This window comes from Streptomyces venezuelae (assembly GCF_008642295.1).
Lineage (GTDB): Bacteria > Actinomycetota > Actinomycetes > Streptomycetales > Streptomycetaceae > Streptomyces > Streptomyces venezuelae_C.
This window is the reverse complement of record NZ_CP029190.1, coordinates 2,362,525-2,380,906: the sequence shown is the minus strand read 5'-3', so window position 1 is coordinate 2,380,906 and position 18,382 is coordinate 2,362,525. Positions and strand designations below refer to the sequence as shown.

General features: G+C 72.5%; 14 protein-coding genes. 5 read left to right on the top strand and 9 right to left on the bottom strand.

All coding sequences use genetic code 11. The features are described from left to right. Positions 1-53: 53 nt before the first annotated feature. The gene (locus tag DEJ50_RS10320; RefSeq protein WP_150207260.1) at positions 54-1,175 is read right to left on the bottom strand and encodes a glycosyltransferase; all 1,122 of its coding nucleotides are present in this window, start codon (positions 1,173-1,175) and stop codon (positions 54-56) included. Continuing rightward, entirely contained in the window at positions 1,172-1,714 is a 543-nt protein-coding gene (locus DEJ50_RS10315; protein ID WP_150207259.1) for a WcaF family extracellular polysaccharide biosynthesis acetyltransferase, read from the bottom strand. Before DEJ50_RS10315 ends, DEJ50_RS10320 begins: the two co-directional genes overlap by 4 nt. Before the next feature lie 122 nt (positions 1,715-1,836). Here DEJ50_RS10315 and DEJ50_RS10310 point away from each other — a divergent pair, with 122 nt between their 5' ends. Next, positions 1,837-3,321 (top strand): hypothetical protein, encoded by a 1,485-nt coding sequence (locus tag DEJ50_RS10310; protein WP_411757676.1) that lies wholly within the window; start codon positions 1,837-1,839, stop codon positions 3,319-3,321. A gap of 18 nt (positions 3,322-3,339) precedes the next feature. Here the strand turns inward: DEJ50_RS10310 and DEJ50_RS10305 are convergent, their stop codons facing one another. The 4 genes from DEJ50_RS10305 to DEJ50_RS10290 are packed head-to-tail and all read right to left on the bottom strand — an operon-like array spanning position 3,340 to position 8,086. Next, positions 3,340-3,867, bottom strand: a complete 528-nt coding sequence (locus DEJ50_RS10305) for a hypothetical protein (RefSeq protein ID WP_150207258.1) — start codon at positions 3,865-3,867, stop codon at positions 3,340-3,342. Positions 3,868-3,927: 60 nt separating this feature from the next. After that, positions 3,928-5,154 (bottom strand): hypothetical protein, encoded by a 1,227-nt coding sequence (locus DEJ50_RS10300; RefSeq protein ID WP_150207257.1) that lies wholly within the window; start codon positions 5,152-5,154, stop codon positions 3,928-3,930. Next, positions 5,151-6,884 carry a lipopolysaccharide biosynthesis protein gene (locus tag DEJ50_RS10295; protein ID WP_150207256.1) on the bottom strand — a complete coding sequence of 578 codons (1,734 nt, stop codon included), beginning with the start codon at positions 6,882-6,884 and terminating at the stop codon, positions 5,151-5,153. The genes DEJ50_RS10300 and DEJ50_RS10295 overlap by 4 nt, the downstream gene beginning before the upstream one ends. After that, the gene (locus DEJ50_RS10290) at positions 6,881-8,086 is read right to left on the bottom strand and encodes a glycosyltransferase family 4 protein (protein WP_150212041.1); all 1,206 of its coding nucleotides are present in this window, start codon (positions 8,084-8,086) and stop codon (positions 6,881-6,883) included. The genes DEJ50_RS10295 and DEJ50_RS10290 overlap by 4 nt, the downstream gene beginning before the upstream one ends. A 182-nt stretch (positions 8,087-8,268) precedes the next feature. On the opposite strand from DEJ50_RS10290, the gene DEJ50_RS10285 reads away from it, so the two are divergent. Next, on the top strand, positions 8,269-8,739 hold the full coding sequence (locus tag DEJ50_RS10285; RefSeq protein ID WP_150207255.1) for an adenylyltransferase/cytidyltransferase family protein: 471 nt from the start codon (positions 8,269-8,271) through the stop codon (positions 8,737-8,739). Here DEJ50_RS10285 and DEJ50_RS10280 read toward each other — a convergent pair. Then, positions 8,720-9,442 (bottom strand): CDP-alcohol phosphatidyltransferase family protein, encoded by a 723-nt coding sequence (locus tag DEJ50_RS10280; RefSeq protein WP_150207254.1) that lies wholly within the window; start codon positions 9,440-9,442, stop codon positions 8,720-8,722. The genes DEJ50_RS10285 and DEJ50_RS10280 overlap by 20 nt on opposite strands. 45 nt (positions 9,443-9,487) lie before the next feature. Beyond that, entirely contained in the window at positions 9,488-10,687 is a 1,200-nt protein-coding gene (locus DEJ50_RS10275) for an MFS transporter (RefSeq protein ID WP_150207253.1), read from the bottom strand. 70 nt (positions 10,688-10,757) lie between these two features. On the opposite strand from DEJ50_RS10275, the gene DEJ50_RS10270 reads away from it, so the two are divergent. Continuing rightward, positions 10,758-11,303 carry a MarR family winged helix-turn-helix transcriptional regulator gene (locus tag DEJ50_RS10270; RefSeq protein WP_150207252.1) on the top strand — a complete coding sequence of 182 codons (546 nt, stop codon included), beginning with the start codon at positions 10,758-10,760 and terminating at the stop codon, positions 11,301-11,303. A gap of 27 nt (positions 11,304-11,330) precedes the next feature. Here DEJ50_RS10270 and glgX read toward each other — a convergent pair whose 3' ends face one another. Continuing rightward, complete coding sequence (gene glgX / locus DEJ50_RS10265) at positions 11,331-13,583, bottom strand: glycogen debranching protein GlgX (protein WP_150207251.1); 2,253 nt, start codon at positions 13,581-13,583, stop codon at positions 11,331-11,333. Positions 13,584-13,785: 202 nt separating this feature from the next. Here glgX and DEJ50_RS10260 point away from each other — a divergent pair, with 202 nt between their 5' ends. Both DEJ50_RS10260 and DEJ50_RS10255 read left to right on the top strand, forming a co-directional pair. Continuing rightward, positions 13,786-15,015 (top strand): Ig-like domain-containing protein, encoded by a 1,230-nt coding sequence (locus DEJ50_RS10260; RefSeq protein WP_150212040.1) that lies wholly within the window; start codon positions 13,786-13,788, stop codon positions 15,013-15,015. A 191-nt stretch (positions 15,016-15,206) separates the two neighbouring features. After that, positions 15,207-18,350 carry a SpaA isopeptide-forming pilin-related protein gene (locus tag DEJ50_RS10255; protein WP_190344397.1) on the top strand — a complete coding sequence of 1,048 codons (3,144 nt, stop codon included), beginning with the start codon at positions 15,207-15,209 and terminating at the stop codon, positions 18,348-18,350. Positions 18,351-18,382 lie beyond the last annotated feature (32 nt).

Here is an 18,382-nt window from a genome sequence, read left to right as displayed (position 1 = left end):
CGGGCTCACCCTGGTCGGCTGCCTCTGGGCCCGGTCCGCGTTCAACCGCGGGGCTAAGCGGGCCTGAGCCCGATCCCCTCGTACACCGACAGCAGGGTGTCCAGGACCGCGTCCATGGAGAAGGCGTCCACGGCCAGCTTGCGGGCCGCCAGGGACGCGGCCCGGTTCGCCTCCGGCGCCAGCAGCTCCAGCACCGCGGCGGCCACCCCCTCCGGACCCGGTTCGACCACCCGCCCCGCACCCGCCGCCGCGATGTCCTTGGCCAGCCCGTTGGAACGGGTCACCACCGACGGCACCCCCACCGCCAGGGCCTCCAGGACCGACATCGGGAACGGCTCGTCCACCGAGGGCAGTACGTAGACCCCGGCGCGCCGGAGCTCCGCCAGCACCTCCGGGCCGGTCAGACCGCCGGTGACGGTGAACCGGTCGCCGAGGCCCAGGGCCGCGATCCGGGCCCGTACCGCCGGAAGTTCGCCCTCGTCCGGCCCGGCCACCACGAACTCCGCGTCCGGGTGCACGGCGAGGACCGCCGGCGCCGCGTCCACGAAGTCCACCGGCCGCTTGCGGGACTGCAGACGCGCCGAATACAGGATCCGCGGCGGACCGGACAGGGCCGGCCGCTCCTCCTGGGCCGGGACCCCGTTCACCAGCCGTACGGTGTTGCCCAGCGCGGAACCGGCCACCGCGTCCAGCCCGTTCCGCTCGTGCGGGGTGAGGTACAGCACCGCCCCGGCCCGGTGCAGCAGCCGCCGCACCGCAAGGGCGTCCAGCACCTTGGCGAGGGCCTTGCCGCTCGGGTCCACCATGCCGTGGGTCTGCAGCACCAGCGGCCGGCCGGCCCGCAGCGCCGCCAGCGCCACCGGCAGGGTCACCAGATCGCGGGCCAGGTGGACGTGGACCAGGTCCGCCTCCCGGACCAGCCGGCCCGCCGCGGCCAGCAGGGCCGGCGAGGTCATCCCGCTGAAGCCCAGCGGCAGCAGCCGGCGGGCCGGATACAGCGTCGCCGGAATCCCCTCGACCTCGGTGGGCCAGGGGTCGAACTCCTCGCCGAGGGCCAGCAGCCGGGCCTCGTGACCGCGGGCCCGCAGTCCGGCGGCCAGGTTCAGGGCCACCCGGACCGGGCCGCCGAAGGCATTGCGCGGGGAGTGCAGGGTGACCGCGTGCAGGACTCTCACTTCGGCTCCTCCACCGGGCGGCGCCCGCCGTCCACCGTCTGCAGGGTCAGCTCGGGCAGGTCCCGGTGCACCACGGCGCCGGCCCCGGCCACCGCGTGCCGGCCCACCGTCACCCCGGCCAGCACGGTCGCCCGTACCGCCACCCAGGCACCGTCCTCGACCACGATGGGCGCATTGCGGTACCGGAAGTCGGCGGCCCGGTGGTCGTGCGAGCCGGTGCAGAGCATCGCCTCCTGCGAGATGCACACGTGCGAACCGATGGCCACCGGCTCCAGGTTCAGCAGCCAGGCGCCCTCGCCGATCCAGCTGTGGTCGCCGATGCTCAGCTTCCACGGCCACAGGATCCGGACCTTGTGGCGGATGAACACGCCCTCGCCGATCTTCGCGCCGAAGGCACGCAGCAGGGCCACCCGCAGCCGGGCCGGACAGAACCAGGCCATGAACACCGTGTTCATCACGGCGAACCACAGCGCCTGCGTCAGGAACCCGCGCCCCTTGTCGTATCCGGCCAGCGTGAAGGCCGGGAGATCACGTGCCATGTACCCCCCATCCGGTCGCCCCCGCCGGCGCCTCCCCAGGTGCCGCGCGCTCAGACTAGACTGCGCGCGGAATACGCACAGGGGCGGGTGGGGGCACAGTGGCAACGGACATACGCAAGCCGCTGAGCACGCCACCGGTCCCCCAGGAGGACGAGAGCCAGTGGGGGCGGGTCACCACCCCGCGCACCCTGCTCTCCCGGGCCCTGTCCGTACCGCTGGCCCTCGGGTTCACCGTCTTCCTGCCGCTGTTCGTGGCCGTACAGTCCGGCGCGGGCGTGCGCGACGCCGCCTTCTGGCTCCAGCTGGCACTCACCATGTACGCGGGCGCGCGGCTCTCCGCGATGGTGCTGACCAGCCGCCGCAAACTGCTCCAGGGCTCGTTCTGGCTGTTCGTCTACATGGCGATGGGCGTGGCCCCGCTCGCCCAGGCCGTCCTCGGCCAGGTGCCCACCCCGGTGGTCGGCCCGCGCTCCGACCTCACCTGGGCGATCGCGCTGATCCTGGTCGGCTGCATCGCCTTCGACGTCGGCGTCCTGCTGGCCCGGCACCGGCCGTCCGGCCGGGCCGGCGGCTCACAGAAGGAACCCCGCCCGGTGATGGCGCACCGGCGGCGGCTCCAGCTGCTGACCGTGTTCGCGTTCCTGTGCAGCGCGGCCTTCGTCATGAAGCTGGGCGGACCGGCGGTGTTCTTCAGCAGCCGGCAGGAGATCATCGCCGGCATCGAGGAGGCCGGTGTCTCCAACGGCGACAGCCAGGCCGGGCAGGCCTTCCTGCGCGGCTTCGGCACGGTGCCGGCGCTGCTGGCGCTGCTGCTGTACACGCGGTGGCTGGTCACCTCGACGTACGCCCGCCGCAAGCCGATGGTGATCGCCACCTGGGCGGCCCTGGCCGGGCTCAACCTGGTGGTCAACAACCCCATCTCGAACCCGCGCTACTGGTTCCTGACCGTCCTGTTCGCGCTGCTGTTCACCGTCTTCCCGGTGAGCGCGGCGATGTACCGGGTGGCGCTGTCGATGGCCGTGGTCGTGGCCCTGCTGGTGTTCCCGTTCGCGGACCGCTTCCGGTACGACGAGAAGAACTACAAGCCGGTGGAGACCACGTCCTTCCTGGAGCCGATGGCGCTGAAGGACTACGACCAGGTGGGGATGTTCGCGAACACCATCACCTTCGCGGAATCCGGCCCCGGCCACTTCTACGGCCGCCAGCTGGCCGGCTCGGTGTTCTTCGCGGTACCCCGCTCGGTGTGGCCGGGCAAGCCGCGGGACACCGGCGTGATGGTCGGCCAGTGGATGGGCACGGTCAACACCAACCTGTCCTCGCCGATCTGGGCCGAGCTCTGGATCGACTTCGGCGCGGTCGGCATGGGCGGCGGCCTGATGGCGATGGGCTACGCCTCGGCCCGCGTCGACCGCCGCTACGCCAAGCGCGCCACCCGGCGCTCCCCGCCGGGCTCGCTGATCTCCGTGGTGGTCCCGCTGGTCGCGGGCTACTCCTTCATCCTGCTGCGCGGCCCGCTCCTCCAGGCCTCGGGCCGCGTCGCGATCGCCGCCCTCTGCCTGGCCATGGTGGCCACCTACCGCACGGACAAGTCCACCACCCTGCGCTGAGCCGGGCGCTCGCCGGTCTCAGTCGCAGAACTTGGCTTTCGCGTCCACGACCCCGTCCTTGTATCCGGCCTGCCAGTTCGCGTGCTTGTTCTGCAGGTTTCCGGGCGGCATGGCGTCACAGTTGCGCGAAATCCGCTGGAACGCCAGGTTGTAGCCCTGCTTGTACCGCCAGTCCTTGCTCGCCGGCTTCGGCGTGTGGCCGCAGAGCACCACGCCGTCCTCCTTGGTCTGGACGCCGTAGTTGCCGGGCTCCAGGTCACCGAAGTTGATGGTTCCCTGCGGTGACACCGGTCCGCCGCCACCCCCCTGCTTGATCCCGATGACCGAGTAGCCGGCCCCGGCGGTGAACTCCGTGCCCTTGATGGCGAACTTGGGTGCACCGGGCTTCGAGTTCTCCTCGTCGACGACCATCGTGCAGCTCGGGTCGGCAGGGAGACGGCCGGACTGGGGACTGACATCCGCCGGCGCGGCCGAGGCCGCGCCGGAGGCGAGCAGACCGAGAACGGCGGGAGTGGCGATGAGGGTGAGCCGGTTCATGCGTTGCATGACTTCTCCTCAGTGTCTGGTTTCGTTCAGACCCCCGAGGATTCCCGCACCCGGTCACCACTATTCCACCGGACGCGCCGCTCCGCATACGGGGCCCGCCGCCGGCAGCCGGTGGACCCGCCACCAGGCCGCCGTGGCCTTGAGGGCGGAGCCCAGGACCAGGCCCCAGGCCGCGCCCGTCACCCCCCAGGCCGCGTAACCGGCCAGCAGGAAGGCCACCGAGAGCAGCGAGAAGACCACCTGGAGGGAGAGGGTGGCCTTCGGGGCCAGCACGCGCAGGGTCAGCAGGGCGCAGGTGCCCAGGCCCATCACCGCGTACTGGGCGCCCGTCGCCGGCAGCACGGCGGAGGCCGCCGGCCAGGTGTCGCCCAGGAGTTGCCGGCCCCAGCGGTCCGGCAGTGCGTACAGGGCGGCGGCGACGCCCGCGCCGAGGGCGCCGAGGACCAGGCCCAGCACCAGGGTCGCCCGGACCACCGCGCGCTTGCCCGGCAGCCGGCCCAGCACCGGCGGGGCGAACGCGCTCGCCGAGTTGAACAGGACGTTCAGCGGGCCGAAGAGGGTGGTCGCACCGCGCAGCGCGCCCACCGCGAGCGGGGTCGCGAAGGTGCCCAGTCCGAGGACGGCCAGCTGGCTGGAGCCGTTGCCCACCGCGAACTCCACCACGAACCGCTGCCCGAGGTGCCCCCGGCGGAGGTAGGGCCGCAGGTCCGCCCGGGCCCCCCGGACGTACGGGCGCAGCAGCCACAGCCCGAGCAGCAGGGCCGGCAGCGCCGAGAGGCCCCACACCAGCACCAGCCGGGCCGCCGAGGCCCCGGCCGGCTGCACCGCCAGCGCCGCCACCACGCACACCAGCCGCAGGGTGTCCGCCGCCAGGGCCCGCTGGGGCGTCCGGAGCGCCGAGAAGCAGTAGCGCAGGCCGTCCTGGAGCAGTACCAGGGGGAGTACGCAGCCCAGCGCGAGGAATGCCGTCCCCACGGCGCCGGGCAGCAGGGCCCCCGCCGCCGCCAGCACCAGGCCCGCCGCCGCCGAGGCGGCGCCGGTGAAGGCCGCCGCCGACCGGCACACCGGGCCCAGGCGTTCTGCTGTCTTTTCCAGCACCACGGTCTGGCCGACGTAGGCCATGTTCAGCCCCAGCAGCACGCTGAAGGCCACGTAGACCATCGAGAACGCGGCGAAACCGGAGACCGAGGACAGCCGGGCGGCCAGGACCAGCACCAGGATGTTGGTGGCGCTGGAGGCCGCCTGGTCCAGGACGGAGGCGACCGCGGCGAGACCGCGCCGGCTCACCGCTGCCCGGTGCGGACCGTCCGCAGCGCGACCGTGTCCGTGCCGTCGCCAGGGATGTGCTGCTCCGGCGGGAGCGGGCGCGCGGCGGCGGCGGTGGGGCCGGCGGCCGGCGCCGGGGCGGTCGGGACGGGCACTCGGCGGCGGCCGTTGCCGCGCTTCTCACCGGGCAGCGGCCCGTGCAGCACCGCACCCAGCACCGTGCCGCCGGCCCCGCTGATCAGCTCGCGGATCCGGGTCAGGTCGGTGCGGTGCACCGCCCGCGGGTCGCAGACCACCAGGACGCCGTCGACCCGGTCGACCAGCGCCAGCGCATCCGCGTACGAGAGCACCGGCGGGGCGAGCACGACCACCGTCGAGTTGGGGGAGTCCGCCTCGGAGACGAGCCGGCTGGCCCGCTGCGAGGTCAGTGCGCGGGCCACGTTGCGGACCCGCTCGCCGGGGATCAGGTCGAAGGAGCCGGACTCGCCGGCGTCCACGGCGAGCTGCCGCCCGTCCGGCCAGTCGGACTCGCTGTGTCCGCCCGGCTGCTGGCCGGGCCCGCCCGGCATCTGGCTCCACCGGGGCCGGCCGCCCGCGTCCGTCGGCAGCTGGCTGGCCAGTACCGGCGTACGCAGGTCCGCCTCGATCAGCAGGACGTCCTTGCCGGTCTCCGCGAAGGAGGCGGCCAGGTTCACGGCCACCGCGGCGGCGATCTCACTGCTGCCGCGCGGGGCCACCACCAGCAGCCGGCGCCGGTCGGCGAACCGCGAGTCGTAGGCGAGCCGGAAGGCGACCGAGCGGAACTCCTCCGCCAGCCGCGGGTCCTCCTCGCCGGCCGCCAGCAGCGGTCCGCCGGCGCTCTTGTCCCGCGGCAGGGAACCCAGCACGGGCGCCCGCAGGGCCCGCGAGACGTCACCGTCGGAGCGCGGGGCCGGGTCGAACACCAGCCGTACCCAGGCGGCGAGGAGGCCCAGGGCCAGGCCCACGGCCGCGCCGAGCGCCAGCGACATGGGCAGGCCGGGGCCGTCGGGCGAGGACGGCGGGGTGGCCTTGGTGGTGATCCGGCCGGGGGTCATGTCCAGGGCGTCCAGCTTGGAGATCTGGCCGTTGAACTGACCGACCTTGCTCTGCAGGTCGGTCTTCTGGGAGAGCGCCGCGTCCCGGGCCGTGCCGGCCGGCATCCGGGCGATGTCCTTGGTGAGGTCGTCGAGCTGCTTGGCGACCGGGTCCCGCTGGTCCTTGTAGCTCTTGACCATCTTGTCGCGGGTGACGTCGAGGGCTTCCTGGCGCTTCGCCAGGTACGCCTCGGTCAGGGCGTTGGCCCGCCGGGCCGCTTCCTTCGGGTCCGCGGCGGTGTAGGTGAACTTCAGCACCATGGACTGCGGCGGGTTGGTCACCTGCAGGCCGCGGCGCAGCGCGCCGAGGCCGGTGTCGGGCAGGCCCAGCTTCTTCGCCGCCTCCGCGGCGATGGAGCTGGAGAGCGCCGTCTGCCGTTCGGAACCGATGTTGACCGTCTTGTCCGCGGCGATGCTCGGGTTGAACGGGTCGTCGGTCGGGGTGCGGAGCACCACGTCGGCGGTGGCCACGTAGGTGTCCGCGGTGGATATGCCGAGGTAGACGCCGCCCAGCAGACCGATGCCGATACCCGCTCCGATGAGCTTGCGGTAGCGGGTGAGCTGCCGGAACTGGTCCCTGAGGAGATCGGGTTCGTCCTCGGCCGGTATCGCCGCCGGGCGGTGCGTCTCGGTCACGGCCGGGTTCCCCCAAGTGCTTCGTCCATCAGTGCGTCGATACGGGCCAGGCCCGCCTCACGGCTCAGGTGCGCCGCCACATGGCGGGGCCCGGCCGCGCCCAGCGTGTCCGCGCCCTCCGGGTCCTCGGCCAGCGACCGTACGGCCTTCAGCAGGGCCTGCGGGTCCTCCGGCGGTACGAGCACCCCGGCGCCCGAACGTGCCACCTCCTGGGCGGTGCCCCCCGCAGCCGCCACGGAGGCGACGACGGGCCGGCCGGCCGCGAAGTAGGAAGTGAGTTTCGACGGCACGCTCATGTCCAGCACAGCCGCGTGCTGCGTGACCGCGAGCACGTCCGCCGCCGCGAGGATATCCGGGAACTCGCCGTCGGCGGCAGGGGGGATGATGTCCAGATTCGGTACGTCAGCGGACATCTCGGCGAGGGCCGTCCGCTGGCTGCCGTCACCCATCAGGACAAAACGCACGTCCGGATCCAGCCGGGCCGCCCCGACCAGGACCTCCAGGCCCTGCTTGAGACCCATGTTCCCGGAGTGCAGGACGACCGGTTGGCCCGGGGCCCAGCCCAGGTGCCTGCGGGTCTCGCCGCGCGGCTTGGTGGGGGAGGGCACATGGGACCAGTTGGGCACGAGGCGGATCTTCTTCTCGTCCACGCCCATGGCGAGGACCCGGTCCACGAAGGTCTCGTGGATCACGCCGACCAGGGTGGCCCGCTTCAGCGCGTAGGCCTCGGCCCGCCCGGCGATCGCCGCGGCCTTGTCGCCCCCGCTGATCCCGCTCTGCGCGGCGGCGGCCCCCATGAGGTCCTGGACCACCGGGACGTAGGGGACCTTCCAGCGAGCGGCCAGCCGGGCCGCCAGCACCCCGCCGGCCAGGCTCGGCATCTGCGCGAGGATCGCATCCGGCTTGGGCATGCGGGGCGGGGCCACCGCACCGTGCAGCAGAATCGATCCCTCGAACAGGGCCCGCTTCACGGCGGTCTGGCGGGCCGGGACGGTGTGCGCGCGCCGGTGCACGGTGACCCCCGCGCGCTGTTCCGTGCGCCGGAGCGCCCCCCGGTACTCCGGCTCGAGCGACCACGCCGGGTAGTGCGGCATGCCGGTGAAGACATGGGCCTCATGACCGGAATTCGCCCAGTGTTCAGCTATTTGTGTGGCGTACGGCCCGATTCCCGCGTGCTCGGGAGCGTAATTGGTGGAAACCAGCAGCAGGCGCCGGTGACCGGATGTGGACACTGAACGTCCCCTTCTTTCCCGATCTCCCCTGATCGATGCGCACGCCACCCTAATCGTTCACCCGCACGGCGCGGAACGTGCACGCTATTGTCTGCTAATCCACCGCACCGGGGGGTGCGGTCGCTGGGGGGTAACAGATGACGGAGCAGGACATGTCCGAGTTTGGCGTGCCCGCGCGGAGGCCCTACAAGGTGGGCTACGCGCCGGGTGCATACGATCTGTTCCATATCGGACATCTCAATATCCTTCGGCACGCCCGCAGTCAGTGCGACTACCTGGTGGCCGGAGTGGTCTCCGACGAGATGGCCGAACTCGCCAAGGGGCGCCGCCCGATGATCCCGCTGGTCGAGCGGCTCGAGATCGTGCGCAGCGTCAAGTACGTGGACGCGGCCTTCGTCGAGACCGTCCCGGACAAGGTCGAGACCTGGAAGCAGGTCCGGTTCGACGTGATCTTCAAGGGCGACGACTGGCGGGGCACCCCCAAGGGCGACAAGCTGGAGTCCGACTTCGCCGCGGTCGGCGTGGACGTCGTCTACTTCCCGTACACCGTGCACACGTCCAGCACCCAGCTGCGCCGGGCACTGGACGCGCTCGCGGAGCCGCTCACCGCCGAACTGCGCTGAGCTCCCGGAACCACTTGGTGAGGAAGGCCAGCAGGAACAGGGCGGCGGCCACGCCCAGTGCCGCGTACGCGTACCGGAACAGCTCGCCGCCGCCGAGCAGCAGGAACACCAGGCAGAACACCCCGTAGTCGACCGGCAGCAGCGCCACGGCGCGCACGGTCGACGGGGCGGCGGCGGGGTCGGTCGCGGCCGGCTTCGGCTTCAGCTTCTCGGTCAGCAGGCCGCCGAAGAAGGTGACGACGGCCGCGAACTGGAAGCCGAGCGGCACCAGCAGCCAGCCGTCGCCGGAGGTCCCGTACTCCTCGGGGAACCGGTAGAAGGCGATCAGCACACAGGTGTGCAGGGCGGTGAGCTTGGCGCAGTCCACCACGTGGTCGAGCCACTCACCGGCGGCGCTGCCGCCCCCGCGCAGCCGGGCCAGCTGCCCGTCCGCCGAGTCGAAGGCGAAGCCGACCGCGAGGGCCGCCCACACCGCGATGCCCAGCCCCCAGGAGGGGGCGCTCAGTGCGACCGCGGCGACGGCGGCGAAGCTGAACACGGCGCTGATCAGCGTGACCTGGTTCGGGGTGAGCCCCAGCGCATGCCCGACGGCGGCCAGATAGCGGCCGGCCGGCCGGTTCACGAAGCGCGAGTACAGCGACACACCCTTCGCCGACTTCTGCGCCCCGCGCAGTTCCTGCAGCGCGGTTCCCACACTCGCCATGTTTCACACACCCCTCGTCCCCACGATGTCCCCGGATCGCACACATCATCGCAGGGCGAATGCGTGCTCCCGTTCGGGATGTTCCCGCACGTCCGGCACCAGCAGTACGGCCAGGTTGGCGCCGGCCACCAGGGCGGCGCCCACCAGCAGCGGGCCGGTGGTCCCGGCGGCCGTGGCGAGCGGGGCGGCCACCGCCAGGCCCAGCGGCCGGGCGGCGAAGGAGATCAGGGTGTCGAAGGAGCCGACCCGGCCCAGTGCCTCGGCCGGGACCCGCTGCTGGATGACCGTCTCCCACAGCGGGCTGAGCAGGCCGACCCCGCCCAGGCCCAGGAAGTACGCGCCGGCAACCACCGGCACCGGCAGCCGCAGCCCGAGCGCGGCCAGTGCCAGGGCGAAGGCGGCCGAGGCGACGGCGACCCAGACCAGCGGGCGCCGTACCGGCAGCCGGCCCGCCGCCCAGGCCCCGACGAGCATTCCGGCCGTACCGGACTGGGCGATGGCCACCCAGGCGGCCTCGCCTCCCAGGGACTCCACGGCGATCAGCGGGCCGAGGGCGAGCAGCAGGCCGGCGGCCAGATGCCAGACGCCGTGCCCGAGCACATTGGCGAGAAACCACGGGTGGCGCCGGGTTTCGGCCCAGCCTTCGCGGAGCTCGGCCAGGAATCCGGGGCGTTCGGCGGGGACGGCCTTGGCCGGGGTGCGCAGTCCGCCCAGGGTGACCGCGGACACCGCGAACAGCCCTCCGGTCAGCAGCGAGGACCAGCCCGGGCCGACCGCCAGCATCAGGGCGCCGGCGGCGCCCGGCCCGGCCACCGAGGCGAGTCCCTGGGCCACCATCAGCCGGGAGTTGACCCGCAGCCGGTGGGGTCCGTCCACCACCGCGGCCACCAGGGTCCGGGCGGAGGGGGTGCCGAAGGCCACCGCGGCTCCGGTCACCGCCGAAAGGGCGGCCAGTTCGGGCACCCGTACCGGCCCGGCGAGCAGCAGGGCCCCGATGGCGAGCTGGGCGGCCGACCGGACCAGATCGGCGGCGAGCACCACCCGGCGGGCGGGGAACCGGTCGGCGGCCACGCCGGCCACCGGCAGCAGGAGCAGCATCGGGACCATTTCACAGGCGAGCACCAGGCCGAGGTCTTCGGCCGAACCGGTGCGGACCACCGCCAGGGTGAGGGTGGTGGGGATGAGCGCGGTGGCGAAGGCGGCAAAGGTGCGGCCGGCCAGCAGGCGCCAGATCATCGGGGTCATGCCCGGCAAAGTATTTCGCTGACGAATCGTTCGTCAACGAAATAACGCGTTCACCGGCCATAATGCCGGAATGAGCGAACAGGGAGCTGCCGGAGCGGCCGACGCGGCCGGCGTGACCGGCGCGGTCGTCGAGGATTCTGTCGACCGGCACATCGCGCGGTGGCGCGGCAAGGCGCCCTTCGACGTGCCGACCGAAGAGGTCATCACCCGCATCCAACTCCTGACCCGGCACATCAAACAGGTCAAGGACCGGGCCCTGGCCGAAACCGGTCTGCAGGTCTTCGAGTTCGAGACCCTGCACCGGCTGGCCTCCCGGGGCCGCCCCTGGCGGGCCACCCCCTCCGAACTCGCCGCCGAACTCCTGCTCTCCCCGGCCGGCATGACCGGCCGGCTCGCCACCCTGGAGGAGGCCGGACTGGTCCGCCGGCTGCGGGCCGCCGCGGACCGCCGCCGGGTCGACGTGGAACTCACCGAGGAGGGCCACGCCCGCTGGACCGCCGCCATGCGGCTGCGGGGCGAGGCGGAGACGGCGATGCTCGAACCCTTCGAACCGGCCGAGCGGGCCGCCCTCTCCGCCCTCCTCAAACGCATGCTCCTGCACGTCGAAACCCGCTGACGGCCACCGGCCCGCCGCCCGGGAGGATCAGTCGGCCACCCGCAGCAGCAGCACCGAGCGGGCCGGCACCGTGAGCGGCAGCCCGCCCCGGCAGAGCTGCCCCGGCACCACCGACTGGTCCTCCCGCGAGGTGTCCAGCACCACCTCGTAGGACGAGGCCCACGGCGGACCCGGCGGAATCCACGACACCGGCCGGTCCCCGGCGTGCAGCAGGGCCAGGAAACTGTCGTCCGTCACCTGCCGCCCCCGCTCGTCCCGGCCCGGGATGTCCCGCCCCGACAGGTACAGGCCCACCGCCGAGGCCGGCGCGTACCAGTCCCGCTCGGTCATCTCCGTGCCCTCCGGGGTGAACCAGGCCAGGTCCCGCAGCCCGTCCGCGCCCTGCGGCCGGCCGGAGAAGAACGCCCGCCGCCGCAGCACCGGATGGCTCCGGCGCAGCGCGAGCAGCCGCCTGGTCAGCGCGAACAGGTTCTGCCACCCCGGATCCGACAGCAGCGACCAGTCCACCCAGCCCGTCTCGTTGTCCTGGCAGTACGCGTTGTTGTTGCCGCCCTGGGTGCGCCCGAACTCGTCCCCCGCCACCAGCATCGGCACCCCGGTCGACAGCAGCAGCGTGGTCAGCAGGTTCCGGAGCTGACGGCGGCGCAGCGCCGCGATCCGCGGATCCACCCCCTCCGGCGGATCGCCCTCCACCCCGCAGTTCCACGACCGGTTGTCGTTGGTGCCGTCCCGGTTGTCCTCCCCGTTCGCCTCGTTGTGCTTGCGCTCGTAACTGACCAGGTCCCGCAGGGTGAAACCGTCGTGCGCGGTGACGAAGTTGACCGAGGCGTACGGACGCCGCCCGCCCCAGGCGTACAGATCGCTCGACCCGGAGAGCCGGTACCCCAGATCCCGTACGTCGGGCAGCGCGCCCCGCCAGAAATCCCGGACCGCGTCCCGGTAGCGGTCGTTCCACTCCGTCCACAGCGGCGGGAAGGCCCCCACCTGGTAGCCGCCCGAGCCCACGTCCCAGGGCTCCGCGATCAGCTTCACCCGGCGCAGCACCGGGTCCTGGGCGATCACCGCCAGGAACGGCGACAGCATGTCCACATCGTGCATCGACCGGGCCAGGGCCGCCGCCAGATCGAAGCGGAACCCGTCCACCCCCATCTCGGTGACCCAGTACCGCAGCGAATCGGTGATCAGCCGCAGCACGTGCGGGCGCCCGGCGTGCAGGGTGTTCCCGCAGCCGGTGTAGTCCGCATACCGCCGCTGGTCGGACTGGAGGCGGTAGTAGCCCCGGTTGTCGACCCCGCGCAGCGACAGCGTCGGCCCCAGTTCGCCCGCCTCCGCCGTGTGGTTGTAGACCACGTCCAGGATCACCTCGATCCCGGCCGCGTGCAGCGCCCGCACCATCCGCTTGAACTCGCCCACCTGCTGCCCGGCCGTCCCCGAGGAGGAGTAGCCGGCGTGCGGGGCGAAGTAGCCGATGGAGTTGTAGCCCCAGTGGTTGCGCAGCCCCCGCCGCAGCAGATGGTCCTCGTGCGCGAACTGGTGCACCGGCAGCAGCTCCACCGCCGTCACCCCGAGCTGTTGCAGGTGCTCGACGGCCGCCGGATGGGCCAGCCCCGCGTAGGTGCCGCGCAGGTGCTCCGGAACGCCCGGATGCCGCATGGTGAACCCGCGCACATGCAGCTCGTAGATGACGGAATCCGCCCACGGGGTCTTCGGCCGGACGTCGTCCGACCAGTCGTCCACGTCGTGGACCACGACCCCCTTCGGCACGAACGGCGCCGAGTCCCGGTCGTCCCGCACCGTGTCCGCGATGTACTGCTGCGGCCAGTCCCGGACGTGTCCGTACACCTCCGGCGGCAGGGTGAAGTCCCCGTCCACGGCCCGTGCGTACGGGTCCAGCAGCAGCTTCGCCGGGTTGAACCGGGCGCCGGTCCAGGGGTCCCAGCGGCCGTGCACCCGGAACCCGTACCGCTGCCCCGGCCGCACCCCCGGCACGAACCCGTGCCAGATCTCGTGCGTCAGCTCGGTCAGCGCACAGCGCGTCTCCCCGCCCTCCGCATCGAAGAGACACAGTTCCACCGCCTCCGCGCCCTGCGCCCACAATGCGAAATTGGTCCCCGCCACCCCGTCCGGGCCGGCCCGGTAACGGGCCCCCAGCGGATGGGAGGACCCGGGCCACACCGGTGGCCCCGGGCGGCGCGTGGCCGCCCGTACGACTCCGTTCGACCGGGGGGCGGGACCTGCCGTACCGCCCTCGACCACCTCTTGCTCGGCTGCGCTCGACACCTGCCCGCCTCCACGGCTTTCCAAGGCCACGGCGGGGGAACGAATGCGGCTCCGGCGTCCCGGCCAGGGCCCGCCCCCGTCTGGTCCTTCCCACTGTTCTGCCCGGGCTGCTCGGCCGGGCAACGTGGGGGCCGTACTCACGTTTCCCCGGAAGGCCCCCGTCGTTGGACCGACCGTGAGACTTGTGACGTCCAAGCGGGCGATGCGGGCAGTGGCGGGCGTGGCCGCCGTGGTGGCATGGGCGGGGCTGCTGGGCGGCCTGGCCGGCTGCACCCCCGACGGCGGATCCCCCATCGAGGTCCAACTGCCCGGCAAGCCCCGCTCGCCGGAGGAGGCCATCCGGATCACCCCGGAGGACAATGCCAGGGCCGTGCCGGCCGACGGGCCGCTGACCGTGAGCGTGCCCGAGGGCCGGCTGGAGCGGGTGGTGGTGACCAAGGTGGAGGACGCCCAGCAGGAGCGGGTGCCCGGGGCCATCGCCGCCGACGGGCTCAGCTGGAGCCCCGACCCGGACTACGGGAAGCTCGCCCTGGCCGCCAAGTACACCGTGGACGCGGTGGCCGTCGACGGCCACGACCGCCGCCAGGCCCGGCACACCACCTTCACCACCTATGTCCCCGAGGAGCGGTTCATCGGCTACTTCAAGCCCGAGAACCGCTCCACCGTCGGCACCGGCATGATCGTCTCGTTCCGGTTCAACCGGTCCATCGAGAACCGCGCCGAGGTCGAACGGGCCATCAGGATCACCGCCAAGCCCGCCGTCGAGGTCGTCGGCCACTGGTTCGGGCGCGACCGCCTCGACTTCCGCCCCCGGCAGTACTGGAAGCCGGGCACCGAGGTCACCATCGACATGCGGCTCCGCGACGTCGAGGGCGCCCGCGGCTCGTACGGCATCCAGAGCAAGACCGTCCGCTTCACCGTCGGCCGCCACCAGATCTCCACCGTGGACGCCGCCGAGCACACCATGACGGTCCGGCGCGACGGCGAGGTCCTCTCCACCGTCCCGGTCACCGCCGGCGCGCCCAAGACCACCACGTACAACGGCAAGATGGTGGTGATGGAGATGTTCGACGTCACCCGGATGAACGGCGCCACCGTCGGCTTCACCAGCGAGGACGGCAAGGGCGAGTACGACATCCCGGACGTCCCGCACGCCATGCGGCTCACCGGCTCCGGCACCTTCCTGCACGGGAACTACTGGGCCCACCCCGACACCTTCGGGTCCACCAACACCAGCCACGGCTGTGTGGGCCTGCGCGACAACAAGGGCGGCGGCTCGGACACCCCGGCCGGCTGGTTCTTCGACCGCACCCTGATCGGGGACATCGTGGAGGTCGTCAACTCCCAGGACAAGACGGTCGCCGCGGACAACGGCCTGGGCGGCTGGAACCTCTCCTGGGTGGACTGGATCGCCGGCTCCGCGATCACCTGACCCGCAGTGGCCCGACCCGGGCGGGCGCAGCTACGCGGGTGATCTCGTGCACCCGCCCGGCCGCACCCCCCGGGTGTTGCCCCCGCCCGCCGCCCCCGCCCGACCAGTCTGTCCAGGCAATCCAAACGATTAGATGGAGCGCCATGACAGCAAGGTCTTCCCGGCGTGCGAGACGGTCGTGGGTCGCGGGCATGGCGCTGGGCGCCCTGCTCGTCGGCGCGATGCCGGCCGTGGCCGCCCCGGGCTCGGGGGCGAAACCCGCGCCACGACCCGCCGCCCGGGCGGCGATCCCGTTGCCGAACCAGCTGGGACCGTGCCTCGGCCCGGAGTGTCCCGCCGTCTACCCGGGCATCAACGACGGGCCGTTCGCGGGCCGCGACCGCAACATCAACGCCTTCGTCGGCGACGACTTCCGGGTCCGCGGCACGGCGGCGGCCACCGAGGGCAAGGTGGTCACCCTCGGGGACTTCGACCAGAACAAGACCGCGGTCGGCAGCGACGGCTACTTCGTCGGCGTCGCCCCCGTCGGCTCCCGGGTCCCGCCGCCCGCCGGCACCGACTTCCTCGTCGCCGGCGGCAACGTCACCGTGGCCGCCGGCCAGGACCTGCACGCCGACACGGGCATCGTCCGGTACGCGGGCACCCTGACCGGCAGCGTCAGCGGCACCACCGTGCAGGACGCGAACGCGGTCGCCCCGTACGCGGCGTTCCGCAACAGCCTCAGCGCGACCAGCCAGTGCCTGGCCCGGCCGGGCGGGGTGGTGCGCACGGCGACCGGCAGCGTGACGGTCATCGGCGGGACGGTCCTCTTCTCCGGTGACGGCAGCTCGCAGCTCCAGGTCTTCAACATCGACCAGAACCTGACCGCCCTCCCCGGCGGCGGATCGGCGGCCTTCCAGTTCAGTGGCATCCCGGACGGCGCGACCGTCCTGGTGAACGTGCACGGGACCACCCGGTACGTCGACAGCTTCAGCGGCAGCTACGACGAGAACGACCCCTTCAACCGGCTGCGGCCGAGGCTGCTGTGGAACTATCCGGACGCCACCACGCTCAACCTGCGCGGCGATGCCGAGTTCCAGGGCACCCACCTGATGGGCCAGTACAGCTCGCTGACCACCGTGACCACGACCGGCCTCAGCGGCCGGGTCTACACGGCGGGCTCGCTGACGCACGGCTCGGCGGACCGCGGCTCGGGCCAGGAAATCCACTCCTACCCGTTCACCGGAAACCTGCCCGACGACTGCGCGCAGCCCCCGCAGGTCAGCCAGGTGACCGTCTTCAAGCGGGACGGCGTCACCCAGGCACTGCTCGCGGACGCCAGGTTCGAGCTGTGGCGCGAGTCGAACGGCGTGATGGGCCTCCAGACGGGCCCCGGTGGGGACACCAAGTGGGACGGCGACTGCCTGACCGGCCCCGACGGCCGCTGCACGCGCACCGTGCCCATCCAGCCCGACCCCTACTACTGGCTTGAGGTCCAGGCCCCGCCCGGCTACAACCTTCCGGTGAACCCGTTGACCCCGCTGGTCGCCAGCAACCCCCAGGGCGGAACCTCGGCGAACGTTCTGGACCGCCGGAACGAAGCGCCGCTGGGCAGGGTCTCGGTCCTGAAGCGGGATGCGGAGAACCAGGAGCCGCTCTCCGGTGCCACCTTCGAGCTGTGGCGGGAAGTGAGCGGCTCCGGCTTCGATCCCATGGTCGACCGCAGGATCAGTGAGTGTGTGACGCCCGCCAACGGCATCTGCACCCGCACGGTCGAGTTCGGCACCTATTACTGGCGCGAGATCCAGCCGGCCGACGGACACCTGACGCCGGCCAACCCGGTCGTCACCGTGGTCCTGAACGCACAGACCCCCAACAACCACGCGACCGTCACCCTGGACGACCCGCGGGAGCCGCCCATCACCGGCCCCGTCTCGCTCGTCAAGCGGGACGCGGCGAGCGGAGCGGTGCTCGCCGGTGCCCAGTTCCAGCTGTGGCGGGACAGCAACGGTATTCCCGGCCTCCAGACCACCGGCTTCAACCCGGACACCCGGGTCGGGCTCGTCTGCACCACGGGGGCGAACGGCACCTGTGTGGTCAACGCGCCGATCGGCCGCTACTTCTGGGAGGAGATCCAGGCCCCGCCCGGCTACCGGCTCCCGGAGGACACGGTCTTCGGCCCGGTGCTGCTGACCCAGGGCAACGCCCGGACCGGCGTACGGGTCCTGGCCGACGACCCGCGGATCACCGGCCCCGTGACCGTGATCAAGACCAACTCCGGCGGCACCCCGCTGGCGGGCGCGGTCTTCGAGCTGTGGCGGGAGACCAACGGACAGGAAGGCCTCCAGCGGGAGGACGACGCCAACCCCGACACCCGGGTCGGCTCGCCCTGCACCACCCCGGCGAACGGCACCTGCACCCGGACCGTCCCCACCGGGACGTACTACTGGGTGGAGATCCAGGCCCCGCCCGGCTTCGAGTTCCCGGCGAACCCGGTCTTCGGGCCGCTGGAGCTCACCGCGGAGAACGCCGAGCTGGGCGTCACCGAGCGGGTCACCAATGTCACGCCGCCGCGCGGCCGGGTCTCCGTCACCAAGACCGACCCGAAGGACAAGCCGCTGGCCGGCGCCCAGTTCGAGCTGTGGCGCGAGTCCAATGGGGTGGAGGGCCTCCAGACCACCGGCAACAACCCCGACTCCAAGGTGGCGGACTGCACCACGGCGAAGGACGGCGTCTGCGCCCGTGACGTGGAGAAGGGCATCTACTACTGGCGGGAGACCCAGGCCCCGGACGGCTACCTGCTCCCGAAGGACCCGGTGTTCGGTCCGCTGGAGCTGACCGACGAGAACCTGGAGACCGGCGTCACCGCCGTGGCGGTCAACAAGAAGCACAAGCCGCCGTTCCGCGGTTCGATCCGGGTGCTCAAGAAGGACGCCCAGACCGGCAGGCCGCTGGCCGGCGCGGTGTTCGAACTGTGGCGGGAGACCAACGGCGTCCGCGGCCTGCAGACGCAGGGCCGCAACCCCGACCGCAAGGCCGCCCGTAGCTGCCAGACGGACCGGCAGGGCGCCTGCGCCTGGGACGGCCTGGCCGAGGGCGCGTACTACGTACGGGAGACCGCCCCGCCCCGCGGCTACGTGAAGCCCCGTTACCCGGTGACCGGCCCGCTCCAGCTGGGCGGCAACACCCGCACCTCGGGGCACAGCCTCCTGGTCAAGGTGAAGAACGTCCGGTCCCAGGGCACCGGCGGGAACGGCACCGGCGGCAACGGCCACGGCAAGGGTCACCCCAAGGCCAAGCCCAAGCCGAAGGCCAACGCCAAGGCCCACGCCAAGGCCAAGCCCAAGGCCCACTGACCACCCGCACCACCGCCGGCCCGGAACCTTCA